The following is a 26,160-nucleotide window of genomic DNA, read 5'->3' as shown; positions in this document are numbered from 1 at the left end:
GATGTTCGAAAATCTGGTTTTAATTGGCACTGCTTTTTCTCCTGACAAGAACTTTGATATAAATATTCTTTTGTATGAACAGCATTGATTGCAAATTGATGTATCTATCAGTGGAATCGAGGTTTTTCATACTAAGGGAGGATGCAATGGCGTCAAATTGTTGGCAAGACCATTTAAAAATGGACCTGACTTTTATCAGAGTAGGCCATAAGTAACTAATGGACCTAAAAAATCCATGCTCCTCCTCAGCCACGCTAAGTAATGTTAAACCATTGTAATAACAAGTTGAGCTGTGAAATATTTTGGAAATGGAGACTTGTGTTTTATATTTAGATTTTTACATGCCAAATATTTTTCACAGACATTTGATATTCTGAGACTTACAGCCAAGCGTAAAAAGTGAAAGCGCTGATTAAATAGCGCTTTCGTTGGGTAAATCGATGGTTAGAAAGTTAAGAACTAAAAGCTTTCCCAGTTTGCCTTACTCACCTCTGGAGCAATTAACGGAGTATTCTTTTGAAGTTGTAACGTTCTGGCTGTCTGTGCGTTAACTGCTACACCAACCTGAGCTGTGGATTCGTTTAAAATGAACGTAGAAACCAGCCTCGACAAGGTTTCAGCCTGCTCCTGCAAAGACTTAGATGCAGAAGAAGCTTCTTCAACCAAGGAAGCGTTCTGCTGTGTGACTTCGTCCATCTGTCCAATGGCAAGATGAACCTGCTCTATGCCTTTGCTTTGTTCAGAGGTTGCTGCAGCAATTTCATTAACCAGATCGGCAACCTGCTGGATAGCATTACTGACATTTTCTGTATTATTACCCACGTGCGTTGCCTGCTCAAGACCCTGTTCGACTTGAGCAACGGAAACTGAAATAAGCTCGTTTATCTCGCGAGCAGCAGTTGAGGAGCGCTGGGCCAGATTACGAACCTCAGAAGCAACGACTGCAAATCCTCTACCATGCTCACCAGCGCGCGCGGCCTCTACCGCAGCGTTAAGCGCAAGTATGTTGGTCTGGAATGCAATCCCTTCAATCAAACCTGTAATTTCGGAAATTTTTGAGGAACTTCCACGTATTTCTAACATTGTTTCCAGCATCTGACTGACTGCACTCCCGTTTCGCTGGGATAAATCGTTAGCATTATTCGCTAGCTCACTGGCCTGAACTGCACCATCAGCATTCTGACGAACGGTATCACTTAAAGTGGCCATACTTGCTGAGGTTTGCTCTAGCGAAGCTGCCTGCTGCTCAGTACGTGATGACAAGTCTTCGTTCCCTGCAGCTATCTGGGTGGAGCCTGTGCTGACTGATTGTGCCGCATGGTTAACAGACAAAAGTGTTGCCGAGACTTTTATCAACAAGTTGTTAAATGCTGATGCGGTTTGACCGATTTCATCATTTCTAAGTACTGGAGCTACTAGAGTAAGATCAAGGTTATTACTAACATCAGTCATAGTATTGGTCATACTATTCAAACTACGCTTAATGCCAAGGATAATACTGGTAGAAAATATACCGAGACCGATGATGACTAACACTGACACTCCGCTCATCATCCAAACAATCTGTGTGTAGATTTTCTTGTTGATTTCTCTTAAACCAGCACCAATTTTTATATTCAAATCAATTTGCTTCGTGAACTCTGACTCCATTTTACGTGTTGCGGCGCCCACCCCATTTTCACCTTTTAGTAAAGCCAGAGAAAGCGTATTGTCTTGGCTTTTTGAGGCGTATAAAAAAGCCGGTAAGGCCTCACGAACCGCATCAATGTTATGAAAAGCCTGCTCGGTCATCGCTTTATCTTCATCACTGGAGATATCGTTTTCCATGTAATAATCCGTAAGCGACTTTAACGTATTCAGCAGATCTTTTATCCTTTCCTCAGCCTGGTTCTGGTCTTGACTACCTGAAGCGGTCTGATGGCGGTAGAGTGCAATGCCTAACTGATTAGTGTAACTAATTGATTTATTGAGATCCTTGATGCTGGGAATTGCATTGGCCTGAACATATTCAAAGCGAGACTGGAAGCCTGAGATTACCGAGAGTGAAACGGAAACAATCGCGAGAAGTGATAATGCCAGTAAAAAAAATACCAGCAACAAACGCTGTGTAATAGTCATATGAACCCTGATGTAAATGTCAAATATTGCAACAGAGCTTATCGACGTAGTTTTACCAAGCTTTAACTATTTATAAATAATATATTTTTCAAACAGGCTTGAAAGTTTCTTCAGATGTACTAGCACATCGTGTAAATAATTGATTATAGTTATCACCTTGTAAAGAAAGTAACAACTCGTTATCAACTTTCATAAGCTTCATATTCAAAAAGGATGAGATAGATGAAAATTATTAAGAACTTTATCATTGGCATGGATTTCTAGGTCTGCCCGAGGAAGAAGAGCATCAGAGGTTATGGCTAACTTCTGCAGCTTCATTCGCACACTAAACTGAAATTTTACTATCCGCTCATTGCTAGCTTTCAGTTTTAGATTAAGCATTTGAACGTACATGATATTATCATATTTTCATGTATGCCTCTCACCAACCTCTAGTGGGTATGGATCATTGAGTGAAGTGACTTAAAAAATCGTCCCCATAATCAAGGTTCAAAGGTTCAGGTATTATTGCTTTTACTGACCCAAAATCAGTCAGTTTTTACTTTAACTGCATGGAACTTCAGTTGAGATATTTAGATTAAACATGCTGAAATTTTTCTAACATTCGAATGCCAAGGCTGATTATAACTAACAACGCATCCATTGCTGCCAAATCAGTTAAATATTAACAGAATAAAGCAATGCAAATCTCAGGGGAGTAATTTCATCAGGCTATCATTGCAGGTGAGAGATCATTTTTATATTTTTAAAAAAATGAGTGTCATGGGGTTAATGATAGTAAGAGGGTTTCTCCTTATGGAAATATACAGCGGTTCACGTTTGCTTATACGGTCGATTTATGCGAATCAACCCTGCTTAAGAGACAGCGGAATGAAGGTTTATTATTTTTATAGTCAAGAAATAATTGTTTTCCCTGGGGCCGACCTCATTTACTTGCTAGGATATGGCCATGAATGATCTATACCAAGAGATGAAAATATTCCGGTTGCGACAAAATAAATCAAAACTAACGCGAAGACAAGAATTGCAGACAATTCGATTACTTTAAATATATTACACTTTGCCATAGTTAACCTTCCTTCCATATGTGTGATTTAAGCCTCCTCATTAACATAGAGTGTTACCGGTAAAGCTCAAGCGAAAATCACATTGTGAAACACAAAAACAGACTTGCCGATCTTTGCAATTGAGGTTTTCGGATGGGTAGTGCTTTGGCTAGTCTACTTGCTGCCGTACCGCTGACAAGTCCTCATAGTCGGCGTAGTAATCGGACCAATCCTCCTGCAGCAATCCAAGGTTCGGGCAGTGTGGCCATGATAGGGGATAGTATCAATCGCATGAATAGACGTTTTCTATGTCCGCCCAGATTATAGGGAGCAGATGCCGCATGACCAGTAATAAATGGGACTCATTACTTGGAATGATTACCAAAAAGCACCCAGATGAAAATGTTTATATAATGCGTTTTCTTGAATTTTGAAGAAAAATTTCTCTGCATTATAAAAGTTAGCTTTCCACTCATAGAGAGCATGTCTGCTATATGACACAGGCCGACAAATATGAAAAGGTAATAATATTCGGTTAAAAATGATAAAGGAGTCCCAGAACACGCTCGCATTTAGGAATGTAAGACGTTCTGGGGGTTAATTTCATATGGCCGCGGTCAAGCTTTGGCCACATTAATCCAGAGACAGGCTTTACTCCGGAATAGATCTTGAGTCAGCCAGGAAAAACGTTGATGCATGCTCAATGCTTGTGAGGATTTTCTGTACTGCTGGCAAAATTCCTTATTCGCATTTGAAGACGAGAAATCTGTCCTGTAATATCTGCCGTTCTTTCCGCCAGCCCCCTGATAGCACTGGCGATAACGGAAAACCCTCGGCCATGTACACCTGCTCTTGCGGCTTCAATACTGGCGTTCAATGAAATGAGCTTAATCTGCGCCGCTATACTTGCGTTTTCAGAAACCAGCTCGGCAATTTCTTTTGCAGTTTCGGCTGTCTGAATATTTCGCCTGCCCTCGCTTTCCTCGTGGAGCAACCGATCCTTACGGCCCTGGATATCAATAAGCGCGCCTACCGCACGCAGAGGCGTGCCATCAGATGCACGTTTAGTCTGGCCTCGAGCCTGAAACCACCGGTATTCACCGCTGCGCAATCTAAGACGATATTCAATATCAAAACCGGTTTTACCGCTGAAATCCATTAGGTGGCTGACGAAAGCATCGAGTGCAGCTTGTTTGTCATCCGGATGAAGGCGTGACGCCCAACTATCCATCACATCTGGAAATTCTTCAATAGTTTCAAAGCCAAGCAGCTTTCTGAACTGCGGTGACCACCAGAATACGTTGTCAGGGTTCAGCGGATTTCCGCCAATGATGTCTAGGTCCCAGAGTCCATCATTGAGCATTTCCCGAGATAGGTCAAAGCGCGTGGAAACAATTTCAAAAAGGCGAGACTGAGCGGTTTCTTCTTCAATATTTTCCATAACTGCCACGAGACGTGGCGGCGTAAACTCCTGACAGTATGATGCACTTATGCGAAACCACTGAAAATCATTTGCGTCAGTTTTGAAGAGGCAACGCACCGGTTTATTAACATCGCCGTGGTTGAGCGTATAATTTATTAAACGTCTAAAATCATCTCTGGAATCAGGATGTACCATCTGTGTAAGTGACGTCAGTCCTAGCACCCTTTGAAGAGGTAATGACAAAAGCTGGCGGGCTTCAGATGAAAAAAATACAGGCGCGTCACTTCCAAGAACCGGAGCCTCAACATACCAAAATCCTTTCTGACTGAGGCTCATAACACATTTCAGCAGAATGGTATCACTGTGGTCCACATCTAGCGCTTTATTGACTTGCTCTTCAGCGATATATGGCTGCGTCTGCTCTGCGGCGGACTGTTTACCGAATAAATTTCGAAACATTGTCTCTCCTGGTCAACAAGGATTGGCACAAAGTATGCCCTCAACACTTATCGGCGGAAATGTCTGAAAATTCAGTTAAGACTCAATAGGTTTTAGCTATGGCTGTAACAGCAATATTCGGTTAAGTGCGTATTCTGTAAAGCGGCACTTAAAGTGCAGTCATTGGTATTTTCAGTATTACAAGGGCTCTTTAGACAAGACGCGCCGTGCTTAAGATAAGTTCGAGAAGGCGGGCAGCTTAACGCTGCAGCAAAGTGTGGTCGTGAACGCGCTGAATGATGCCGAGCCGGTATAGATCTTTATCTGTCATAGTCACCAACATAAAGTCTGCATCCTGAGCTGAGCCTGTGGAGATTTAAGGCTAGTTAAGAGACGACATCGGTGAGTTGTTACGTACGACATCAGCGTTTTGGAGTAACAATCTGTGTTGAGGCTGGTTTTAAATATCCGGGTTTTAGCTAAATTGAAATGTCCGTCAGGTCTTGCCAAATATCTCCTGGCTGCGGGTCTGTAAGTCAGCAAGGGCTTCGAGCAAATTATTTTCATCTAAAGAGCGCTGTGACTTCTTCGCCGGGTCTTTTTTCTGTCCTCTGCGACTGGGGGCGCTGCCTGACGGGACCGAGAGTGAACGCGTGCTGTCGCGCTTTTCCTGAACCAGTTTAGCCACAGCCAGCGCGTGTCCCAGCCGCTTATTCTCAACGATGGCGCCCTGGTCGACTTCCGCCAGGCGGTCATAAGCAGAGCAGGGAAGTGCAGTACCATTTGCCCGCAGCTCTATTTTTCCATCCGGATAATGATAAATCTCGATATATTTCCCCATTACCTGACGACTTTTATCATTGTCTTCAAGCATATAAAGCGTTTTATCATACTGGACTGTAAGCGATTTTGAGACGCGCCTTGGCTCGCGCCAGGTGAATATCAGATCCAGATTATCGTCTGCATCAAGTGCCCGATGAACGTTGAAATCATGTCGCGGTTCTTTCGCTAAACGCCGGTTGTAGTCCGCCATGAACTCAGCGGTAAAGGCGTTGGCTGCTTCCGGCGTGCTGATTTTGCGCAGCCGCAGCTCCTTGACCAGCCTGTCCTGAAGCGTCAGATGTGCACGTTCAACACGGCCCTTGGCAGAACTGGTATTGGCACAGATGCCGCTGATGTTCAGCTCGTTCATCGCGCGCCCGAACTGCGTCTGGCCGTCACCGCCAGCCGCATTTTTGTTGGTAATGCGAAAAATGCTGGCTTTGTCGCTGTAGAATGCCAGCGGCATACCGTGCAGCTCCAGATAGCCGCGCGTGGCGTCAAAATAGGTGAACGTGGACTCAGATTTTACGAAGTGGAGCTGCATCAGGCGGCTGGTCGCGTCATCAACGTAGACCAGCAGCGTGCAGGCAGGACCACGTTCCTCAAACCAGCGGTGGTCGCAGCCGTCGATCTGTATCAGCTCGCCAACGCAGGCGCGACGATACCGCGGCTGCTGGATCCTCGGCGCACGCATTTTCCGGGGGATCCAGAGTCCGGCTCATACCATCAGCTGACGCACGGTCTCTTTAGCCAGCACAACGTCATGGAGTTCGGCCAGCTTCTCGCAGGCGAGCGTCGGACCAAAGTCAGCATAATTATCGCTGATGATGCCCAGAGCAAGTTCAGCAAGGCCAGGAACAAGCTGGCGATTACCACGTTTTAGTCGTTACAATCAATGTCAACCCCCAATTAAAGTGACCTTTCTCAGGCTCAATTAAAATGTCCTCAATATATTTTACTGGTAGACTTTCCATTCTGTTTGAATGAGAAGGTTAAGCTTATGTTTCGATTTGAACTGACTCCGAATAATGGTGGCATTGTGTTATGGGGGGATACAGCTTCGCTGAATGAACTCTATGAGCTTATCCATTATATTGTGGATGAAAGTCCGCTGATAAAAAATAAAGACGGCTTCATGCTCGCGCTTGCTTATGACATACGTAAAGCCCGGGAAGGCCAGCGGCGAACAGATGAATACCTCTACGATTACAGCGAGACTTATCAGCTTTATGGTGTGGAACTGCTTTGGCCCCTCGTGCTGCTTCAGGCAGCAATCCTCAGGAGTTCAATGAGTTATATTGAGACAGACAAAGCTAAGTTATCTGTTATGTATGCTTTTGAATTTGTACTTGAGTCTGCGCTCAAACAATTAATCCCCGAACGTTTTGAGGACGTCATTAAAACCGCTAAAAACGCTTCTAATTCTGATTTCGACTGGGTCGAAGATAATATTGACAGCCGGTGCTGTTATTTTATTAATCTGTCACCAAAAGGAAGAAAAGAAAATCTGGATAAAATACTCAACTCTTTCGACGAGCATTGGGTTAAATTCACTAAAGACAAGCAGGATATAAAAATGATAGGCCTGATAACAAATACAGACTGGGAGTGGCCTACTGATATAATCTGGTAAATACACAAAATATATAAATAACCGGGTATATTCACGTTATCCACCTGGCTTCTTCCCAAATATCTCCTCTGAACGGGACTGAAGCTGCTGCAGCGCGTCTAGCATGTCATTCTGATCCAGTGAACGCTGAGATTTTTTCCCGGCAGGCTTTGGGCCCCTGCGTGAAGGGCCATCACCGGCAGGCACGGACTTCGAGCGGGTATCATCCCGTTTTTCCTGTACCAGCTGGATAAACTCAAGCGCTCTGCCAAGCCGCTTATTGTCGACAATCGCGCCCTGATCAATTTCGGAAAGCCGATCGTAAGTGGAGTAGGGAAGAGCAATACCGTTCAGCCGGAGTTCTTTTTTCCCGTCAGGATAATGATAGACGTCGATGTATTTACCCATTGCGCGGCGGCTGTATTCACCGTCTTCAATCAAATATAGCATTTTATCGTACTGCACCGTCAGCGATTTGGAGACCTTACGTTTTTCGCGGACCGTCAGAATAAGGTTCAGGTCATCATCAGTTTCCAGTGGACGGTGAACATCAAAGTCGTGTTTGGGTACTTTACCGAAGCGACGGTTGTAATCCGCAATGTAGCCTTCGGCAAATGCGTTGGCGTCTTCCATTGAGCAGATCCCCTCCAGGCGGAACTCCTTGACGAGGCGGTCCTGCAGTGTCAGGTGAGCGCGTTCAACGCGGCCTTTAGCTTCGCTGGTCTCTGCCAAGATAGTCTGGATGTTTAGCTCGTACATCGCCCGGCCAAACTGCGTGTGGCCATCACCGCCGGTCGCACTTTTGTTGTTAACCCGAAAAACGCCTGCTTTGTCGCTGTAAAGCGCCAGGGGCTTCCCGTGTTTGACAATATAGCGCCGCGTGGCTTCAAAATACGAAAAGGTGGACTCCGATTTGACGAACAGAAGCTCCATGATCCGGCTGGTTGCATCATCAACGTACACAAGGGCCGTGCAGGCGGGACCGCGGCCTTCAAACCAGTCATGATCGCAGCCATCAATCTGTATCAGCTCGCCGGTGCACGGCCGACGGTACCGGGGCTGCGCTATCCTGGCGGCTCTTTGCTTGCGAGGGATCCAGAGACCGGCCCGCGTCATGATGCGGCGCACGGTCTCTTTGCCAAGCTGCAGGCCGTGAAGTTCATAGAGTTTTTCGCACGCCAGCGTGGGGCCGAAATCAGCGTATCGCGTCCTGATGAGTTCCAGAGCCAGTTCGGCAAGACCCGGCATCAGTTGCCGGTTGCCGCGCATGCCGCGCCGTCTGTGCCCCATACCGAGCGGACCTTCTTCACGGTAGCGCACCAGAAGCCGGCGACACTGCCTGTCGCTGATCTCAAGCAGTAATGCCGCGCGGTGCGTGGTGAGGCGGCGCTCGATAACATCCTGAATGACTTTGACGCGGTTGATCTCTTTCAACGTAAATACCCCTGAGCTATCTGCGATCACGGCAAGTCTCCCGGTAGTTTTTACTGACTAAAAACGACGCTGTGAGAGATACCTTAACGCGGTCATGTTAATTGAGCCACAGACGGACATTACTATTGGGGTGCTACAATCAAAGGGCGTACAATCATAATTATGTTAAATGAAGTATCTAAACGCGCACTCAAATCACTATCAGCTCACCACCTTCACCAATAATCTGTAACCCGCGATAATCCTAGCGACGGACTGTTGAACTAACATTATTTTACCGGATGTCACAGGATAATTTCTTTTTCGTCTGACCAGGCCATGGCATCCACAATACCAGACCACGCTACCGGCCTCGCCAGCGGATAATTAATTATGTTCATACCATTAATGAGGTATACATCACAGGTTTTTGCAGACGCGTCCACTTTAATAATGCGCACCGTTTTCCGGGCAAGCCGCTGCCATTCTCTGCGATCTCCGATATTTATCCAGTTTTCAGGGATTGCTGCTCTGATATTTTTCTCACCGTCTGACAATGTCATCTCTCTTTCGAGCTGCCTGATTTCAGCCGACAGCGCTTTTGCCCGCATGCTCAGCTCGGCCACATCCTGTGCGTGTTCAATGGCCGTAATGATGTTCTGTAGCCTGCCGGACAGCTCATCTCTTCGTGATGCCATAACCGACAGCCGGTCCGCCTCAGACTGTTGGGTAAACATACCGGATGCTCCTTTTAACAGGCCTGATATGAGAAAATGATCGGTTAGATCCCGGCGGAGATAGGCCGACTGACAACGGTTTTCCCGGCGCATGGCGCAGACATAGTGGCCGTAACCTTTCGCCGAGATGCCGGACAGAATAATGGAGTGGCCGCACTGTTTACAGCGCATCAGGCTTCTGAATATGTTTATAAGGTAAGGATTGAAATTACTGTCTTTCCTGCTTTCAGGCTCAAAATTTATCAGCTGGGCGCGCTCAAAATCTTCTTTCTCAATTATTACAGGGTAATAGCCGGGAATTTCGTTAACGCCGGAGACGATGAGGTGCCGGGAAGACTGCAAGACCCCGATCACGGATTTCTTCTTAATCAGGCGCTCGACAGAAGCAGAATGCCACTGGGAGGCTTTGCCTTTGAGGTTCTCAATGCCTCTTTCATTAAGCTCGCGACTGATTCTTCCGTAAGACAGCCCATCCAGGCGTAAGCGAAAAATCTGCCGTATAACCTCTGCCCGGTCTTCCAGTACGTCAAAACCGTCGCGCGCGTCATTAACCCTGAGCCAGTAAGGGCATTTGGTCGTCATCACGCGGCCGCTCTGCGCCGCTTCCCTGCGTTTCTCAGCCCACGCCGCGCGCATACGCTTTGACTTAATCTCGCTTTCTTCATTCGCACGTTGAGCGATCAGGATAGCCCTGATGATGGCGAAGGGATCGTCTAGCGAATCACGAGTATAATGCGTGCTGTCGCTGAGGGTCACGACATCGATCCCAGCCTTGAGAATTGCGTGTAGCCGACCGGTTGCATCGCCGATTTTTTCGCGCGACAACCTGTCCAGACTTTCGATAAGCAGCACGCTGCCGCTTTCTATGAGGTTACGCTGCACTGCCTCCATGAACGCGGAAAAGGCGCCCCGGGCAGCATGCTCACCGCGCCAGGCACTGAGGCCGAGGTCCTCAAACGTCACCGGATCGAGGTAGTAGTCAGTGTGTTGTTTCAGCCATTCATCAATTAGTCTTTTCTGCCTGCGGACGGAGTCGCCCTGAAGCTGTGTCAGTGAGGAAAAACGCAGATAGGCAATCGCCCTTTTCATAACGATCTCCACAGCGAGCATTAATATGTGAGGGCATCTGCATGCAAGATTGCCGTTCTGTTGTGTTGAGATACGCATAAGGTCATCAGAAGCAATATAGCAAAACTTTAGGCCGGAAATGCTTGGTGAGTTCAATTTCTGGATTTTTTCAGTCCTATAGCGGCCTTAGTTACCCATTAGACTTAGGTCATAGCTGAGCTACGAGTAGATTTCAAAACGTCAATCGGCTCCCGGCAGGTAAGAGCATACTTAACAGAAATATCCTGAATGTTGCTTAAGGAGAGTATCAGCCTCATGAAGTTGTTGCTGGTGCCTTATGTTCGGCGGACAGCATTATCAGCGATAAGGTGGCAAAGGAAAACGGAAAATAATTGTACTATTTTCTTATTTGAGACATTTTAATAGTTGATGAGGTATTGTTTCGTCTGTTTACCTGCGTCGAAATACTTAAGTAACTTTTTCCGCATGCCATACTGGCCATCCTAAAGACCGATAATTCACTGTTAGCGGCAGAGGTACATTAGCGGACTTATTGAGATGATGAGCCCGGCCAGCTAGGGCGAAGATGGATTGGAGTGGTTGATATCTTAGACTGCATAGTAATACCACCTTGGATGAGGTTTTTGAGGCATTATAGTCGATAAGGCTGAATAATTCCGTGAAACTGATAACTTATTGCTGAGCCAGCGCGTTTTGTGGATAAATATACATATCTTGAATTCGCCTGATGAATTAATTGGAATTTATACATGAAAATTGAATTTATTACTGATAGTTCCGGCAAACGTAAAGCGGCAATCGTACCCATTGAATTATTCGAAAAACTCATCAGCGACAACTGGCTTCCTGAACTATGGGATTCAGTCCCTCACCCGGCAGGTCTTAATGAGGAATCGAAGGTTCCTGGCATAGTAATGAACATCTCAATTGAAAAAGGCGTCACACTTCGAGCTGCGTGGCGTCTTTACCGCAATCTAACTCAGTTACAGGTTGCTGAGGCGATGGGTATTACACAGGCTACTGTTTCGGCGATCGAAAGAGGGTCAAAACCTCACTTTTCTACTATTGTAAAGCTGGCCGCGTTGTACGGTTGTGTGCCAGCGCAGTTAACAGATGAATGAGGTAATATGGTACCCGCGCCATCTGCAGGCGTTAAAAGCGAGCTGAAATAACGACTTTGCTACAATGGCTAAGTACACATAATATTAATTATGGAATAAGATCAATAGCTTATAAGGAGTGCTAAATTATAATTATGCAAAGCACTTACAACATCTTATTTTATTCTTAACTTTTACTGTTTTCTTTAGAGACCAAGAGGCTATTAATTATTATAATAGATTAAAATTACTTAAAGGTTAAGCCACACGATATTGTGGCTTAAATGAGGGCTATCTATATGGTTGACGCTTACTTGAGGACTTAAAGTTCTGTCTTTTTGCACTTCTAATCACACGTTGCTTTTCACTATCAAAATTATCAAGTGCCTTATGAGAAAACATTTCGTCTTGAGGCATGCCTAAAGAATAAATATCTCTTTCACGTAATTCCTCTAAGTGAATGTATTGGATGAACTTTTCAACCCTCTCTAAACGAACTTCAACTCTTTTAATTCTGTCCCTGCTAGTGAAATAATGATACTCTTTTCTAGCTGCTTCAGTTAAATAATTACTCGTTTCCTCATCGAATATTCCACAGTCTGTGCATATAAGATCAAGGTATGTAAAGTAATATGCTAGTTCCTTGAGCATATACATACCATAGTTTGTTATTTTTATCCTATCAACAGATTCAGAGAAAGTATCTAACCTATTATTTGACTCTACAAAACCATGACGTAGAAGGACATCCAAGTTTTTAATAAAGTCATCTTGCATACTGAAAGTTTCAGTGAAGTAAGCTACTAACTCAGCCACTGAAAAATAGGATGGAGAAGTAGGATCTTCTCCTTTTGCTAATTTTCTCAGGATGCGCAATCCCGTAAAATGTGAGCTATTTCTTGATGATCTTAATTGAAAAATGTTTGGAATATCGCTTAAAGATTCATCGTAAAAATAACGGTCCGGAGTCATTACAGGTTTTATAACTTGATGAATCATGAAATTCCATGATTTGTTAGCAATCATTTCATCAACATTTGTGTAGCCGGATAATGAAAAACTTCTAAATAAATCGAGTGAGAGTCTAATATCACCATGTGCACATGCAGTTAAAAAGTTATTGAGTGGGGAGCGATCATTTGAGAATTCCCTACTTAATATTTTGAGATACATGGCGCTGTCTTGAATAAATTGATTGTCATTATCACTAAAATACGCGTCATCTTCATCTAAGTCCTGAGTGACATGTATATTGCTTTCAAGTAAATGTACTGTATAATCTAACCTTCGTTTGAAAACCTCGGAGGGCTTAGGGGAGCTTATATGAAATCCTGAATTTTGATAAGCATCTAATACGCCATGAATTTTTGAATCATAGAATCTTTCTTCTCGCATGGAGATAAGAACTATGCATTTAAGTTTCTCGGAAATCTCTTGGGCACATGAAAAGCAAAAATCTTGTATCTCTGTTGAGTATTGATCAGTATTATCAATTACGATAATAGTGCCTCTTTCTAACTTTGAAAGATGCTCCACTAATCTTGAAGCGCAATATGTTGAATCATTTTTCCAATCCGAGATAAAAGAATTTAATTTTATATTGTAATTTTCAGACGTTTCGCTAAGCCCAGCAAGATTCTGTTTTTTAGCAGTGATAAATTTATCATGAAATAAACTATTTATTAATATTTCTCTGTCTGAGTTCAGTAAGTCATCTTTATCAAGTTTCTTAATTATTTCATTCCAAATATATGTCCTAATGAGAGACGTGTCTTCTGGTATTTTCAGTAAGTCAATAATGGCTATCGCAGCATGGTCTTTTAGCCATCGAGGAGCATTATGATGAAGCAGCCTTTTGATGAAGGTAGATTTCCCTGCACCCTTCCCTCCAAACAGAACCAGAACCTCACCTTTACGATCTTTTTTAATATTTTTTGTGAGGCGCCCTCCTAAACGACCACCTTTACCCGTATCATCAAGTTGCTGAACACCATAACTTTCAAAATAAGGAGACAGAGAATCTTGGATCAACACCCTCATGCCATCTGAAGTGCCTTGGTATTCACGTTGAGATACATAACATCTTTCCATAAAATCAGTGTCATCATCCTTAATTACACCGAAATATCTATTTATAATTGGTCGTAGTTTAATGGCCAACCTGTTAACATTTATTGTGTGAGAATATGATGATATTTTTTCTTTTGGAAAGAAGATACTTCTATCCTTGGGAAGGGCACTGCTTAAAAAGGATGGAAGTGAGGCGCGCTCAGTAATTGCTACGAATGATAAATTATTGATTGCTTTTGTATATTCCTTCGAAAAGAAATCAAGGTTTCTCACTACAAATGCTTTAAGGGTCTCCCATCTTTTTCCCTTTTCAAAAGTTTTGAAAAATATCCATTCTAATCCATTGGTAATACATGCATATTCACAGCCTGTATCAAAACAATATCTTCTTACCTGATTCATAGCAGAGCGAATGTTCTCATTGCTTAACAATTTCGCTATGCTGATATAACATGATGTCTCTTCATCAGAATGCGCTAGCGGCAATTCAAAAAAAACGCCAGTTTTCTTTGCTTCTATAAATAATAGATCTTCGTCATTTGTTTTCTTCAAAACATAATCAGCAAACCCCGGTGCAATATATTCTTCGACAGAAACTCTATTTCTTGGCCACGAAAGATAATCATGTAATATAAAATCAATGATTTTATGTCGTGTTTCAGCCTCATTTTCATCTCTCATTAGGCTATGTTTTTTTATATCTTTCAGCGATTCAAGGATGTCATCTAATTTAGTATTTTTCAATTCACTACACTCCCAGTTGAGAATTGTCTTTTTAACTCAATGCATTAGCAAGGTTTAAGAATAATCTTATGTTGGTGTATTATCAAGTTTTTAGTAGCATTGTTACACTTCGTTTTTTTTAATAAATTTATGAAATATAGATTCATTTCTCATGAAAATGATTAAAATTCAATTGCATAGTCTAGTAAGCCATTTAGTCACCTAAATTTCACCTTGATAATTTAAGAATTTATAAGGTGAAAAAAATCCCTAAGCCAATTCATTTAAGTTGTAACAACCAGCAGTTTATAGCCTTGTATAATTATGTTTATAACGCATCATCCTGTCATGGTTTAATGCTTCATCCAAAAATATTGATTGTTAATCACAAATTTTCCTAACTTCATATAATGGGAGTTATACGAACCCTCACGGCTCGATACCTGTCCTCCGAATCGAACACTCGCTCATACCTCTAACCTTGTATAATTATCTTTATATAAGGCCAGACAGGACTCCGGAATCCCTGTATCATGCGGATCCGGGCCGGATCGTGAGCTTTGCAGTCATTTATACAATACGGCTAGAACCGAACGCTGCGCTGTTGATTGGGGCCGGTCGTAAGCGGTTAAAACTCCGGCATCGCTACGTAAAATCTGGCGGGCATCTGCCCTGCTCTTTCTTCAGAATTCACGTAGCGCTGCCGTCAGCAAAACGGGTAAATACTGAGCAGACATGAACGACATCTCCGGTTTTACCGGCGTGGCCCTTAGCGGCAGCGCCGGTGACGATCTCACCGCGAAGCTGGCCGCCTTTGTCCGGCACAGGGAGGCCTTCTCGCCTAACACGTGGCGCCAGCTGCTCAGCGTGATGCGGATCTGCTGGCGCTGGTCGCAGGAAAACCGGCGAACGTTTCTGCCGATGTCGCCGGAGGACATGCAGGACTACCTGTTTCACCTGCAGGGCATCGGCCGCTCAACATCTACCATCTCGGTACACGCTGCGCTTATCTCGATGTTACACCGTAACGCCGGGCTGGTACCCCCGACGGTTTCACCTGACGTTATTCGTGCAAAAAAGAAAATCAATCGTACGGCCATCGTCTCCGGCGAGCGCACCGGGCAGGCGGTGCCCTTTTGCCGACCGGATCTGAATCGTCTCGATGCGGCCTGGAAGCATTCGCCCCGGCTTCAGCACCTGCGGGACCTCGCCTTCATGCACGTGGCATACGGTACGTTGCTGCGTATGAGTGAATTATCCCGCCTGCGGGTGCGGGACATTTCACGGGCGGCCGACGGTCGCATCATCCTCGATGTGGGCTGGACAAAGACCATCCTGCAGTCGGGTGGGATTGTTAAGGCGCTCAGCACGCGCTCTTCTGAACGGCTGATGGAATGGATTAACGCAGCCGGTCTGGCGGGCGAACCCGATGCCGTATTGTTCTGCCCCATACACCGGTCAAACAAAATTACCACCGTATCAATCGTGCCTATGAGCGCTCCGTGTCTGGAAGATATTTGGCGGCGGGCAAGACATCAGGCGGGTGCGAAGGCTTCACTTAAAACGAATAAGGGACGCTATTCCAGCTGGAGTGGCCACAGCGCGCGCGTCGGCGCAGCGCAGGATATGGCCAGAAAAGGCATTTCCATCGCTCAGATTATGCAGGAAGGCACCTGGACCCAGACCCAGACGGTTATGCGATATATCCGTATGGTAGAAGCTCACCGGGGCGCAATGGTCGGACTCATGGAAAGTGATGACGATTAGCTTAACTTCTGCGGTAGGCAGCCTAAGCGTTATCCTTGACACTCTGAATGAAGGCCTTCGACTGGGCAGTTTATAGCCTCCCCCGCAATTGGGTTTTCATTATTCTGATTTGACACCAGGTAATGTAGCAAAGGCGTTGTTTTGTCAGGTTCCCGCTTCCACCCTGCGCGCGTTAAAAGCGTATCTAATGCCATCAGATCAGAGGTAACACGTGCTGATAGCTTCTGTATCTGCCATCCGCTTTCATCGAAACCAGTGTCGAGATTGAGGCGTCTGAGATAGAGTCCAGGCACTCTGGGGCTTATCCGGACAGCGTGCCGCCCTTCCCATTCATTTTCGCTGAGCACGGCATAATTAATGCCGGTCATCTTAATGGCATGCATGACATGCTGCAGACGAAAGAGGTCATTCTGTTCCAGCAGGTCGCCCTTACTGGCTCGCCAGAGATACTCCATCTTTCCGGGAAGATCGGCCCGCATTCCTTTTTCACGCCCTTCTTTCTGTAACCAGCGTATGTCATCGGCCAGTTCACGTTTGAACAGGCGTTGCTTTTCAGCTGTAGCCAGCCATCGGCAAAGAAAGAGATTCTCCTGAGCGGGAGAATTAACCGTTCCCGCTTTTCGTGCCATATTGAGTGCTATGAGACCGCACCATGCAAGATGTTCAGCGTTAGGATTTGAAGTATCCATATGATATTTAGATTTTAGTTTAATCGTGTGCAACCTGTTTAGGGATGGTTGCCCGGGCTATAACCGCTTCGGTTATAAACTGACTGACTATATTTTGTTTCATTTCTGCACATTATTGCTCCCGTATTTAAACAGATACCCTTAGGCGACAATGCAATTTTAATACATGACAACTCAGGTTTTCTGGCTGTTTGCCCAGGCGGCGTTCATGCGATCGAGTCCAGCAAGCCATTGTGCCAGCTCGGGAGCAATCCAGCTTATGACCTTAACCCCTGCTGCATGATGTTCCGGTAATGGTGGCCTGAGCCAAAGCAGGGGCTCATGGTGAAAAATGCGGTTACGCAAATCGCGTATTTGATTGAGAGCAGCAGATATGTTGTGGCGCTGTCGCAATGCCTTCGGGCAACGGGTAAACACCAGGCGAAGATCCTTCCATAACACATCCTGAAACTGAGTGTTGAAAAGAGAACTCCAGAACCCGAATGTCAGTTCTGCTATGACTTTATCTGCCGTAGGAGCCTCATGGCGACGATCCAGTTTGTTTATTGCGTTAGCAATTTCTTTATTCTGCCAGCGGAATAGCGGGTCTTCTTTCCACTCTGCCCACCAGTCTGTGCGCTTATAGCGCGCGGTCAGGCGGGAATGAACACCATTTCTCAGTGCGATTTCCAGAGTATTAAGAAGAGGCATCATGGCTTCGGCCAGCCGGAGATTAAACGCATAGTCCTGCGCAGCCCTCGCCTCGTCTCCACCGCGCGCAGCCAGGTAACGTCCCAGGCGGGCAGCAGAAAAATGCTTCTCCAGTTCGTTCCACTCCATAGGCGCCCTTTTACATTTTTATTAGGTATTGTTATAATCACTACGCAGCCCTGGGCTCGCGTCCTCTCCCGGCCACCATACCGGTGATGACACCAGGTTCGTTCTGGTCCTGTTCAGCAGGACCACCCCTTTCAGACAAAACCGCCTCTGGCGGTTTTGTCGTTTTAAAGGCGTTGCAACCGGCGGTAAGCCATAGCAATCCGCCCATTTATCTGGCTGTAACCGGATTATTCTACCTTATAATTCATAGCAGTACAGGTTTCAGGATTAACACTTTTTATTACTGCCAGCAGAGTACAGGGCTGCTGCTGGACTCCTTCTGACTTCCTCATTCCGTTTTTAGTTGCCTTCCGATAAAGCTTATCTGTGTGCGTCCGATAAAGGTTATCGCACATGGCTTAAGCCGAATTGACTTTGAACGGAGACCAAATGAGAAGGATCGAGCGTGACTTCATCTGCTTATTTAACTGCCTGTGGTATCAGGACTTTCCTGTAACTGAAAGCGACCCCGCCATTAATCGGGCAAACTGGACAATACATATAGGCCTGGTGGTCAGGCAATGTGCAAAGCTGCTTGGGGGACGCGCCTTTTTTGAGCAAGGAAATCGCACCGATGCGGTTATCCGATACCCTGATGATCTGCAGCCGGTGTTAACAAATATTGAGTGGGAATGGACGCCTGCGCACAAGCCCCGGGTGAACGAGCTTGAAAAGGTTAAAGAGAAAAGCAGCGAGCCATTTTTTTCCACGTTCGTTTCCTACAGTCGCAAAGAACATCTTGTCGACGTGCTTCATAAAGCGAGCACTATCTGGAATGGGGCTGAAAAGCCGCTGATCTTCTTCATTATCATTTATCGGATGGAAGGCAGAAACCGGGTTTTTGAAGATCTGCAAACTCACTTTTTTGCCCGCAACAGTGCCAAAAAGATTCGCTCACAGCCGGCATTACCGTGGTTGGTAAAGCGTACGAAATATAACAATATGGTTGATGCCGAATGACGTCCATTCACATCGCTAACCTGTGGTGGTGGTGCTTTCAGTGCAAGCACCTTTCAGCAGTGAACAAAACAGCTTCCTGTCTGACAGCTGTTTATGCAGCGGCCTTTCAGGCGCACTGAAGTCAGACGGTCGCAGACGAAAAAAAGAACCCGCGGCAACACTCACAGCGAAGAAGAAACAGTAGTTACAGCATCCATCCATCAGCCTCCACTGATCCGGCCCTTCGGGCCGGGCGGCGGCGGCTGGTCAGCGGGGGCAACCGGGGTGCAGGTACGGCGCAGGTCCGGGTTGAGAGGGGCGCGGGGTTTCAGGTTCGGCTCGGTGTGGATGTTAATAGATCTATTTATGTGTGTTGTAACTACAGGCTACTGTTTTAACTCAATGTGCAATTCTGATTAACTTCCGGTATCGTCAGCTTAAGGCAAATTCAATTGAGGTAAGTATGAGTTCAGCCGCATATACTCGCGGAACAAAAGCTGCATCTGTCTGGAAGCGCCTATCTCGTGTCTACTATGATTCAGATAACCGCTTTGCTACCTGGGCAGACAGGAAAAATATACCGGCATCGATAGGAAAATCTGCCGTGCCCTTTTCCGTTCTTATACTCCTGACTTTGGCCATAGTTGCGGGATTTGCAATCGGTACCGTAATCATCATTGTTGCTGCTTTCGTTTATATGGTTCGCCACATTCAGTTAAGTGCATTAGATGCTTTGGATACTACGTCATCTAACAGTTCCTGTGCTGCAGGTGGGCAATTCAGAAGCGGGAATGACGGAGATGGTTTTTACAGCGGTCCTGACGATATTACGGTAACTGCTTCGAGGTTAGACAGAGAAGACGACGATTAGCCGATGCTAAACTAACCGTCGGTTTAATTAGATTTTCACTGCTCCTTTTGCCTTCTCTACCCCTTCTCCCCCACTCTTTTGAACCTGAGAGGTTCCACTTTTAAATGCACCGTCTAAAGTGCTGCCTATTCTGATACCCGCCCATGACAGAGCCCCCATCCACACTGCAGGTAGTACAAGAAACATCGTGGCCATAACAAAGTTCATGATCAAGTCATCCGAACTGTTCTGAAAACCTGCCATGTTAAAGCTGCTGTGTGTGTCAGAACTGTATAACGCTGTTAGCAGCCAGCTGTCGAGCCATCGAGCCAGCTCCCACCAGAACGTCAGGAAGTTAAGGGCAAAAAGCACAAACGTAAGCGTAATGACGGTCTTAATTTCATAGGCTGAGAACGCCAGAATAAGCGGCAGAATCACCACCACCGCCATAAGCAATACAGCCTGCACCATTGGCAGCGCCTGCCGCATGGCATCGAATGCCGGAAACGCTGCCAGACTGCCTAACGCGGTGCCGCCGATCGCAGCCACGCGGGCTACGGAGTTATCAATCGTGAAATCAGCGTTGCCTCCGTAGCCGGCATAGACGTGTCCGCCCTGTGATACGGTCAGACTCTCAGGGCTGACCAGGCGGCGGATAATAGCCTCCTTATAGTCTGCCGAGTTTCCCCCAATCATCGTCATGGCTGCCGACAGACGGGTCCACAATCCCGGGTCAGCCTGATCGACGACGCGGGACTTCAGTCCGGTATCCGCTTTATTCCACAATTCGCTGCAGGTTGGGTAGCCACCCCGGCCGGTATCCGGCCTTCCGCTATCGCGGCCTTCGTTCCAGGCAAATTCCGCCCGGGGCGTTTTCGATTGCAGGCTGCCGTAATAATTACTGAGGAAGGTTTTGCTGCCTATCCACTCAATATCACGCAGCGTGGCCTTGTCTTTTGTCTGCCCCTGATCCTGACGCTTCCACATATACAGCGCGAGCGAATAGCAGTCGTTGGTAAAGTCCTGCAGCTCTTCGGCAAGTGATTTGTTGTTAATCCGCGTGTGCTGAACCTCAAAGCGGAGCTGACGCATGTCCGGACGGCACGGGATTGTGGCAACAGACGCCTGCGTAATGCCCTTTGCCAGCTTGTGAATCAGATACCACCAGACCGGCGCGGCAGCCGTCTGATCGTTAATGCTCGATATGACCGGTGAATATCCCGTGTCATCAGGCGCTTTTGGCGTCCACGTCCCGCAGTTCTGCGCACGCGACGTGTCATATTTTATCGTGCTCATATCGACGTTCATCAGCGGCATACAACAGGCAATCATCACCAGAAAAGAGCTGTAAATCGCATGTTCCATGCGGGGTATGGACAGGGCACCTTTATTACCCTCATCTTCACCTTCTTCACGTACTTTCAGCCAGATGCCGATAAGCCGGAAAGCGACAGGCGCGGCAAACAGGCCGGTTGTGATGAGAATATTCCAGAGTCCGTTGTTAACCACCCAGCCGAGCAGGGTAAGGAAATATTCCAGGTAGCTGTTAGTCAGCATCAGGACGCTCCCGTGCCGCCAAGCAGCACCAGTTCACAGACAACGGCAAAAATGACGCTGATAGTCGCAATACGAATAAGCGGCTGGCGGTGTTGCGGGCCGAAGCCCGGTGCACGGAAAACTTTCAAAAATCCCCACGCCAGCGCACCATAAACCGCCAGGCGCCATACCAGCCAGCCATAGCGGGCATGCTCCATCCAGTCATGAAATGCAGCGGCCTGAGCAGGATCTTTGATAGCCTGGTCCGCGACAATGAGCCCGGCCAGCAGGAATGCCAGCAGAGCGCCGGCAGTAGACAGCACGCGAAACAGCGCGGGATGCCGGCGGAAGAATGAGGCGCGTTGCGCCCCGTTATCAGTTTTCACAGGATGCGCTCTCATCAGTTGTTTTCCGTTTCAGGCACGGCCAGACGGTTAATACGGTTATCTGTGCTGTCATCGCTCTGCGTCTGCGGATTACTGTTAACGCGCCCGTTTTCCCGATCGATAATGGTGAGCACGGAATTGCGGGACAGCTCGCGCTTGAGCTCCATTTCGTTGCGTAATGCGGTGATCTCGCGATCGATGGCCGCAACGCGACGATCGCCTTCCTCAATGGCCGCATTCTGCGCGCCAGCGTTAGGCTCAGACATGCCGGTAACGATCATACGGCGCATAATCAGCGCGGTTTCAACCGTGTCCGCCATCGCCAACTCGCCGGCGAGGCGGGCGGTCAGGGCGGCGTTGTCAGGATCTCTCTGCAGTGCTCTGATGACACCTGCAGTGATGGGCAAACTGCCGGTTTTGAGTTTTGCCAGGTTCGTCGCGTTGGGCTGCTCGGTGCCGTTAACGAGTTTAACCAGCTGTTCAGTATTCTCTTTTGTGGTCTCTTCCAGGATCGGCGCAAAGCCGGTGCCAGCCTGAGTAGCCCCCGGCTGCTGTTCGTCATCACCGCTGGTACACTGAGATGCGTCGCTGCAGGTGCGCAGGGAGCTGTCTCCCACAACCTGAACCACGGCTTTAGCCGCTTCTTCAGCACTCGCATATTTTCCGCAGGCACCTCCGTTACAGCTGTTGCTGCTGACCGTGTCAGAGCTCAGTACCGGCAGGCTGTTCATCATATTGAACCCTGCGGCCGTTAAGTCATGCGTTGGCCGGATTGCCTTCTGCCCCTGACCACCCCGTTTTTGTCCGCCGATCCAGTTCTGGCCTGAGTTACCCTGCAGCTTGTCCGCTGAGTTATTCACGCGGACAGCATCAGCGTCTCCACTGTTAACAAGCGATCGGTACTCATCCATTACCGCGCCCTGCGTCCATTTGTTGTTGCCGGCAAAATCCATCATGCGCTTCGACATGTTCTGGCAGTTGAGCTGGGCTTTATCAAAAGATACGTTTGCCTGCAGCACGCCGTTTGTGAGCATGTCGTACAGGCCGGGATTGGCACGCTGGATAATCATTGCCGGCAGGCTTGCGACGGCACCCGTGGCGTTCTGCACCACGTCGCCCATGAGGTTTTTGAAGCCGTTTGTTACGCCGTTGAGCTGATTACCAACGGTCGTTTTCAGGTCGAAGTTGCCGCACATCAGATCGCTGCTCCAGCCAGCGCTCATAACGATTTTACGCATGCTGCTGCGCGTCGCCGGCTGCGAAATAACAGAGCCGCCGCCGAGCGTATAGTAGAGCTTGTCAGAAACCGCACCGCTGACGTCCTTGCCGTACCCTATAGCGCTGTTGTTCACGGAGGGCAGTGAAATACCGAATGCGCCGGACTGGTTATCATCATCCGCCAGCGCGGATGCCGCTGCGGACGCAATGCACAGGGCAAGCGCAGCCGATTTGAATTTAACTGGTGACATTGTGCCTCTCAGAAGTCAGTTGAATAGAGGAAGGTCTGGCCGCGTCGCTTGCAGCAGCTGTAGGGCTGCCAGAGCGCATAGGCTTCGTTGCCGTCCTGAGCAATGGGATACGCGCCGTCCGGAAAGACGGCGCAGGAAGCGGAAAGCGTAGGCGACAGGCGCTGCCATTTATGATTCGCCGTGCCCGTGTTTTCTTTCACCTCTCCGGGCGGCCAGTAGCCGGCTTTGTGCGTGCCCTTCAGTACCTGATAAACGTGAGGCTGCCCGGAGCGGGTGATAATGTCGGCGACCCGCTGCGCGACCACGGCGGAGGCCTTGTCATCGTCTGTCTGGCTGACGAAGCCGGAGCGGGGATAAATGTTGCCCCACATTTTGGCGCTGACCTGGCTGCCCAGCTCGCGCTGGCCGGGAACCAGTGCCTCGGGATAGAGCGATTCAGGCAGTCCCGATCGCCAGACAAGTGAATCCAGCGTGCTCAGAAAGTAGGGATTGAATGGGGTGGCGGCGGTATCGCACGAATAACCGGCAATGCTGCCGCCAATGACGGAGGTGGCAGGGTGGCCTATCGCATCGGCGTATTTGAATTTGATGTTCGACTTGCGCTGCCCGGGAGTCTTGATATCGGCGGCGTTACCGCCGCCGGCTGGCGCACCGCTGGCCAGCGCGTTATCGATCGTACCGGACGCGCCGCTCATAAACGCCATCTCTGTCCAGGGATTACCCCCCGGGCCGGTGTAGGTGGACACCACCACTTCAGGAATGAAGTGCGTCACCTTAACGGAGGTTTTCACCGAACAGCCAAAGGGCGTACACATCAGCCAGTAACAGATTCCGCTGACGCGCCAGCTGATGCAGTCCTGGGTGATGGCGCTGGCAATGATGCCGGCAGTATTAATGGCAGAAACCGTGGCCGGAGCCGCGGCTGCTACCATTACGGTGGCAATACCGGCGGCGTTGAAGTGTGTTCGGGGGGATAAACGCGTCATTTACCCCCCTGACTGCGAAGCGTGGCAGCCCGGGCAACGTCGGACGTGCCATAAACCACATCCCGATCATCGAAAACGACGGCGGGGAACTTATGTAACCCTATCTCCCAGGCATGAACAACCTGTCGATATGCCTGAGCAATCTGCTCCTGCTGTCCGGACCACTGCGGCGACTGAATGATTTCGCGGGCCTGCTGAGCGGCCAGCTGAGGATCTGCAGGCAGTTTGCCGAAAATGGAGTCCTGCAGGCGGTCGGGGCCATCAAGCCAGACAATAGAGCTTTCTTCAGTCAGATTCTGAGGGGGATGTTCGCCATCGGTATACACAACGGTGCCGGCCAACAGCTGAAACGGTATAAACAGGAAAAGTGAGTGTAATAGCCTGAGTCGCATAGCGGATCTCCGTCACGGTAACAGGCCGTCAGAGTGGCAGCGCGTGGTCAGGCTTTCAGCAGTAAACTCTTTTCCCGATTTTGAAAATTACTGAGGCAGGGGTTAGTGCTGCTGTTAGCGGTGACTGAACCTGTCACCACCGCAGTCATGGCGTTATACAGCGAGGGCAGCTTTGTGCCATAAGCGGTAGTTCGACATTTTGTACAGATCCTCAACACAACATTTTCTCCATGCCAAAAATTTTTTGAAAATATCGAATGGCGGAAGCCTTGCACAAGCGTCAGACAGGCAGCGCGCGATCTTTCACAACCGTTTTCATAACCAGTGTTGAGGTAAGCCGCTGCACGCCTGACATACCAGAGAGTTTTTCATCGTACAGCTCCTGAAAAGCCGGCAGGTCACGGGTGATTACATGAAGCAGATAATCCGGATCGCCAAACAGTCGCTGCGCCTGTATAATTTGCGGTATCTCCTTTACTGCCTCCTCGAAAGCACTGACCGCCTTTCGGTCCCCTTCGCGCAGGGTAACGAAAACTATGGCTGAAAAGTTCAGCCCGAATCTTTCCGGATCCAGATGCGCCCGGTAGCCGGTGATTACCCCTTCCTGCTCAAGGGTTCTGACCCGGCGCTGGCATGATGACAGGCTGATCCCCACCCGTTCCGCTAAGTCAGTGAGCGAAAGCCGCCCGTTCTTCTGTAGCTCTGCAAGAATATTGCAGTCTATTCTGTCCATTACTGAAAACCTCCCGAAATACCTTCGTTTATAAGCTGTAAATGAAAGCACATTCCGCATAATAAGCGATATTCTTTCTTCAACTTTTAAAAGTATTTGTCAGGTAAAAGTTTCCCAACATGCAAGTTTCAAGCACTGATAAATGGCCGTTAAGAGATGAGGTCAATGAGGATAACGACACATGTCACTGAGTATGTTCGCCGCCTTCTGGGCTGTTTCCGTGCTTTTCGTAATCACGCCCGGCGCCGACTGGGCTTACGCCATTTCAGCCGGCATCCGGGGACGCCGCGTTGTGCCGGCGGTTACCGGCATGCTGAGCGGCCATCTAATTGCAACATTAATAGTGGCTGCGGGGGTCGGCTCAGTCATTGCAGGCACACCGGGCGTACTGACGCTCCTGAACGTAGCCGGGGCGGCCTATCTGCTCTGGCTCGGCCTCGGCATGCTGCGCCATCCTACAGCGCCAGCGGCGGGGCAGAATGATGATGCAGGTTCGCCACTGAAATGGGCGCTCAAGGGCTTTTGCATCAGTGGACTTAATCCGAAGGTTTTTCTTTTGTTTCTAGCCCTGCTGCCCCAGTTCACTGACGTCCACGCTGTATGGCCGCTTCCAATGCAGATGATCGCGTTGGGGCTGGTGCATGTAATCAGCTGCGGCGTGATCTACCTGCTTGTGGGGTATGGCTCCGGCACGGTGCTTAAAACGCGACCGCGCGCCGCACTAAACGTCAGCCGGATTTCGGGCATCCTGATGATCATTATTGCGGCCCTACTGCTGACAGAGCAGTTTCTTTGACGCCTGGCCATAAAGGCTTGTAACAACACATTATGCTGCAGGAACTTTATGAATAAATTCAACGCCATGGAAACGTCAACCCGAGATTTATCGCGTCTTGCAGACCGAGCAATACAGTTAGCATTGCGAAAGCGGGTATTATCGCCCCAGCAACATCCCTCATTAACG

At 47.9% G+C, this 26,160-nt stretch carries 19 protein-coding genes and 1 pseudogene; 6 read left to right on the top strand and 14 right to left on the bottom strand.

Annotated elements, in window-relative coordinates:
• Window positions 1–459 precede the first annotated feature (459 nt).
• From AAGR08_RS23435 to AAGR08_RS23425, 3 genes and pseudogenes are all read right to left on the bottom strand, one after another.
• Window positions 460–2,118, bottom strand: a complete 1,659-nt coding sequence (locus AAGR08_RS23435; protein WP_345830894.1) for a methyl-accepting chemotaxis protein — start codon at window positions 2,116–2,118, stop codon at window positions 460–462.
• A gap of 1,746 nt (window positions 2,119–3,864) precedes the next feature.
• Window positions 3,865–5,046, bottom strand: coding sequence for a PAS domain-containing protein (locus tag AAGR08_RS23430; RefSeq protein WP_345830892.1), 1,182 nt, complete (start codon window positions 5,044–5,046; stop codon window positions 3,865–3,867).
• A 475-nt stretch (window positions 5,047–5,521) separates the two neighbouring features.
• Window positions 5,522–6,724: pseudogene (locus AAGR08_RS23425) on the bottom strand (ISNCY family transposase); the annotation flags it as partial.
• A 123-nt stretch (window positions 6,725–6,847) separates the two neighbouring features.
• Here AAGR08_RS23425 and AAGR08_RS23420 point away from each other — a divergent pair.
• The gene (locus tag AAGR08_RS23420) at window positions 6,848–7,480 is read left to right on the top strand and encodes a hypothetical protein (RefSeq protein ID WP_345830890.1); all 633 of its coding nucleotides are present in this window, start codon (window positions 6,848–6,850) and stop codon (window positions 7,478–7,480) included.
• 36 nt (window positions 7,481–7,516) lie between these two features.
• On the opposite strand, the gene AAGR08_RS23415 is transcribed toward AAGR08_RS23420, so the two are convergent.
• Both AAGR08_RS23415 and AAGR08_RS23410 read right to left on the bottom strand, forming a co-directional pair.
• Window positions 7,517–8,923, bottom strand: a complete 1,407-nt coding sequence (locus AAGR08_RS23415) for an ISNCY family transposase (RefSeq protein ID WP_345830888.1) — start codon at window positions 8,921–8,923, stop codon at window positions 7,517–7,519.
• Between the two features lie 254 nt (window positions 8,924–9,177).
• On the bottom strand, window positions 9,178–10,698 hold the full coding sequence (locus AAGR08_RS23410; RefSeq protein WP_049852803.1) for a recombinase family protein: 1,521 nt from the start codon (window positions 10,696–10,698) through the stop codon (window positions 9,178–9,180).
• 749 nt (window positions 10,699–11,447) lie between these two features.
• Between AAGR08_RS23410 and AAGR08_RS23405 the strand changes: the two genes are divergently transcribed.
• Window positions 11,448–11,819, top strand: a complete 372-nt coding sequence (locus tag AAGR08_RS23405; protein ID WP_049852802.1) for a helix-turn-helix transcriptional regulator — start codon at window positions 11,448–11,450, stop codon at window positions 11,817–11,819.
• 270 nt (window positions 11,820–12,089) lie between these two features.
• On the opposite strand, the gene AAGR08_RS23400 is transcribed toward AAGR08_RS23405, so the two are convergent.
• Complete coding sequence (locus tag AAGR08_RS23400) at window positions 12,090–14,612, bottom strand: hypothetical protein (RefSeq protein WP_345830885.1); 2,523 nt, start codon at window positions 14,610–14,612, stop codon at window positions 12,090–12,092.
• A gap of 714 nt (window positions 14,613–15,326) precedes the next feature.
• On the opposite strand from AAGR08_RS23400, the gene AAGR08_RS23395 reads away from it, so the two are divergent.
• Window positions 15,327–16,358 carry a tyrosine-type recombinase/integrase gene (locus AAGR08_RS23395; RefSeq protein WP_345830883.1) on the top strand — a complete coding sequence of 344 codons (1,032 nt, stop codon included), beginning with the start codon at window positions 15,327–15,329 and terminating at the stop codon, window positions 16,356–16,358.
• A 29-nt stretch (window positions 16,359–16,387) separates the two neighbouring features.
• Here the strand turns inward: AAGR08_RS23395 and AAGR08_RS23390 are convergent, their stop codons facing one another.
• Both AAGR08_RS23390 and AAGR08_RS23385 read right to left on the bottom strand, forming a co-directional pair.
• Window positions 16,388–17,047, bottom strand: a complete 660-nt coding sequence (locus tag AAGR08_RS23390) for a DUF2913 family protein (RefSeq protein ID WP_345830881.1) — start codon at window positions 17,045–17,047, stop codon at window positions 16,388–16,390.
• 174 nt (window positions 17,048–17,221) lie between these two features.
• Window positions 17,222–17,866, bottom strand: coding sequence for a hypothetical protein (locus AAGR08_RS23385; protein WP_345830880.1), 645 nt, complete (start codon window positions 17,864–17,866; stop codon window positions 17,222–17,224).
• Between the two features lie 429 nt (window positions 17,867–18,295).
• Between AAGR08_RS23385 and AAGR08_RS23380 the strand changes: the two genes are divergently transcribed.
• Together AAGR08_RS23380 and AAGR08_RS23375 are read left to right on the top strand one after the other, a co-directional pair.
• Window positions 18,296–18,865: a hypothetical protein gene (locus AAGR08_RS23380; RefSeq protein WP_345830879.1), complete on the top strand. Its 570-nt coding sequence runs from the start codon at window positions 18,296–18,298 to the stop codon at window positions 18,863–18,865.
• Window positions 18,866–19,307: 442 nt separating this feature from the next.
• Window positions 19,308–19,715: a hypothetical protein gene (locus AAGR08_RS23375; protein ID WP_152929147.1), complete on the top strand. Its 408-nt coding sequence runs from the start codon at window positions 19,308–19,310 to the stop codon at window positions 19,713–19,715.
• A gap of 27 nt (window positions 19,716–19,742) precedes the next feature.
• Here the strand turns inward: AAGR08_RS23375 and AAGR08_RS23370 are convergent, their stop codons facing one another.
• The 6 genes from AAGR08_RS23370 to AAGR08_RS23345 all read right to left on the bottom strand — a co-directional run bounded on the left by AAGR08_RS23370 (window position 19,743) and on the right by AAGR08_RS23345 (window position 25,196).
• Window positions 19,743–21,251 carry a conjugal transfer protein TraG N-terminal domain-containing protein gene (locus AAGR08_RS23370; protein ID WP_345830877.1) on the bottom strand — a complete coding sequence of 503 codons (1,509 nt, stop codon included), beginning with the start codon at window positions 21,249–21,251 and terminating at the stop codon, window positions 19,743–19,745.
• On the bottom strand, window positions 21,251–21,631 hold the full coding sequence (locus AAGR08_RS23365) for a hypothetical protein (protein ID WP_345830876.1): 381 nt from the start codon (window positions 21,629–21,631) through the stop codon (window positions 21,251–21,253). Before AAGR08_RS23365 ends, AAGR08_RS23370 begins: the two co-directional genes overlap by 1 nt.
• On the bottom strand, window positions 21,631–23,085 hold the full coding sequence (locus AAGR08_RS23360) for an integrating conjugative element protein (protein WP_345830874.1): 1,455 nt from the start codon (window positions 23,083–23,085) through the stop codon (window positions 21,631–21,633). Before AAGR08_RS23360 ends, AAGR08_RS23365 begins: the two co-directional genes overlap by 1 nt.
• An 8-nt stretch (window positions 23,086–23,093) precedes the next feature.
• Window positions 23,094–24,071 (bottom strand): TIGR03756 family integrating conjugative element protein, encoded by a 978-nt coding sequence (locus AAGR08_RS23355; RefSeq protein ID WP_345830873.1) that lies wholly within the window; start codon window positions 24,069–24,071, stop codon window positions 23,094–23,096.
• Window positions 24,068–24,463, bottom strand: a complete 396-nt coding sequence (locus tag AAGR08_RS23350; protein ID WP_345830871.1) for a TIGR03757 family integrating conjugative element protein — start codon at window positions 24,461–24,463, stop codon at window positions 24,068–24,070. The genes AAGR08_RS23355 and AAGR08_RS23350 overlap by 4 nt, the downstream gene beginning before the upstream one ends.
• A 280-nt stretch (window positions 24,464–24,743) precedes the next feature.
• On the bottom strand, window positions 24,744–25,196 hold the full coding sequence (locus tag AAGR08_RS23345) for an Lrp/AsnC family transcriptional regulator (protein ID WP_345830870.1): 453 nt from the start codon (window positions 25,194–25,196) through the stop codon (window positions 24,744–24,746).
• Window positions 25,197–25,377: 181 nt separating this feature from the next.
• Between AAGR08_RS23345 and AAGR08_RS23340 the strand changes: the two genes are divergently transcribed.
• Window positions 25,378–25,992, top strand: coding sequence for a LysE family translocator (locus tag AAGR08_RS23340; protein WP_345830869.1), 615 nt, complete (start codon window positions 25,378–25,380; stop codon window positions 25,990–25,992).
• The last annotated feature ends 168 nt before the right edge of the window (window positions 25,993–26,160 follow it).

The sequence above is a fragment of the Pantoea sp. BRR-3P genome, from assembly GCF_039621635.1.
In the GTDB taxonomy this organism is placed as follows: domain Bacteria; phylum Pseudomonadota; class Gammaproteobacteria; order Enterobacterales; family Enterobacteriaceae; genus Pantoea; species Pantoea floridensis.
Note: the sequence above shows the minus strand (reverse complement) of the source record. Positions and strands in the feature narration are given on the sequence as shown.

Bases quoted from the DNA above. Each gene is read 5' to 3' on its own strand.
- AAGR08_RS23395 (WP_345830883.1), top strand. From the start codon at position 15,327: ATGAACGACATCTCCGGTTTTACCGGCGTGGCCCTTAGCGGCAGCGCC.
- AAGR08_RS23390 (WP_345830881.1), bottom strand. From the start codon at position 17,047: ATGGATACTTCAAATCCTAACGCTGAACATCTTGCATGGTGCGGTCTC.
- AAGR08_RS23380 (WP_345830879.1), top strand. From the start codon at position 18,296: ATGAGAAGGATCGAGCGTGACTTCATCTGCTTATTTAACTGCCTGTGG.
- AAGR08_RS23430 (WP_345830892.1), bottom strand. From the start codon at position 5,046: ATGTTTCGAAATTTATTCGGTAAACAGTCCGCCGCAGAGCAGACGCAG.
- AAGR08_RS23355 (WP_345830873.1), bottom strand. From the start codon at position 24,071: ATGACGCGTTTATCCCCCCGAACACACTTCAACGCCGCCGGTATTGCC.
- AAGR08_RS23365 (WP_345830876.1), bottom strand. From the start codon at position 21,631: ATGAGAGCGCATCCTGTGAAAACTGATAACGGGGCGCAACGCGCCTCA.
- AAGR08_RS23420 (WP_345830890.1), top strand. From the start codon at position 6,848: ATGTTTCGATTTGAACTGACTCCGAATAATGGTGGCATTGTGTTATGG.
- AAGR08_RS23370 (WP_345830877.1), bottom strand. From the start codon at position 21,251: ATGCTGACTAACAGCTACCTGGAATATTTCCTTACCCTGCTCGGCTGG.
- AAGR08_RS23345 (WP_345830870.1), bottom strand. From the start codon at position 25,196: ATGGACAGAATAGACTGCAATATTCTTGCAGAGCTACAGAAGAACGGG.
- AAGR08_RS23340 (WP_345830869.1), top strand. From the start codon at position 25,378: ATGTCACTGAGTATGTTCGCCGCCTTCTGGGCTGTTTCCGTGCTTTTC.
- AAGR08_RS23385 (WP_345830880.1), bottom strand. From the start codon at position 17,866: ATGGAGTGGAACGAACTGGAGAAGCATTTTTCTGCTGCCCGCCTGGGA.
- AAGR08_RS23410 (WP_049852803.1), bottom strand. From the start codon at position 10,698: ATGAAAAGGGCGATTGCCTATCTGCGTTTTTCCTCACTGACACAGCTT.
- AAGR08_RS23375 (WP_152929147.1), top strand. From the start codon at position 19,308: ATGAGTTCAGCCGCATATACTCGCGGAACAAAAGCTGCATCTGTCTGG.
- AAGR08_RS23405 (WP_049852802.1), top strand. From the start codon at position 11,448: ATGAAAATTGAATTTATTACTGATAGTTCCGGCAAACGTAAAGCGGCA.
- AAGR08_RS23350 (WP_345830871.1), bottom strand. From the start codon at position 24,463: ATGCGACTCAGGCTATTACACTCACTTTTCCTGTTTATACCGTTTCAG.
- AAGR08_RS23360 (WP_345830874.1), bottom strand. From the start codon at position 23,085: ATGTCACCAGTTAAATTCAAATCGGCTGCGCTTGCCCTGTGCATTGCG.
- AAGR08_RS23435 (WP_345830894.1), bottom strand. From the start codon at position 2,118: ATGACTATTACACAGCGTTTGTTGCTGGTATTTTTTTTACTGGCATTA.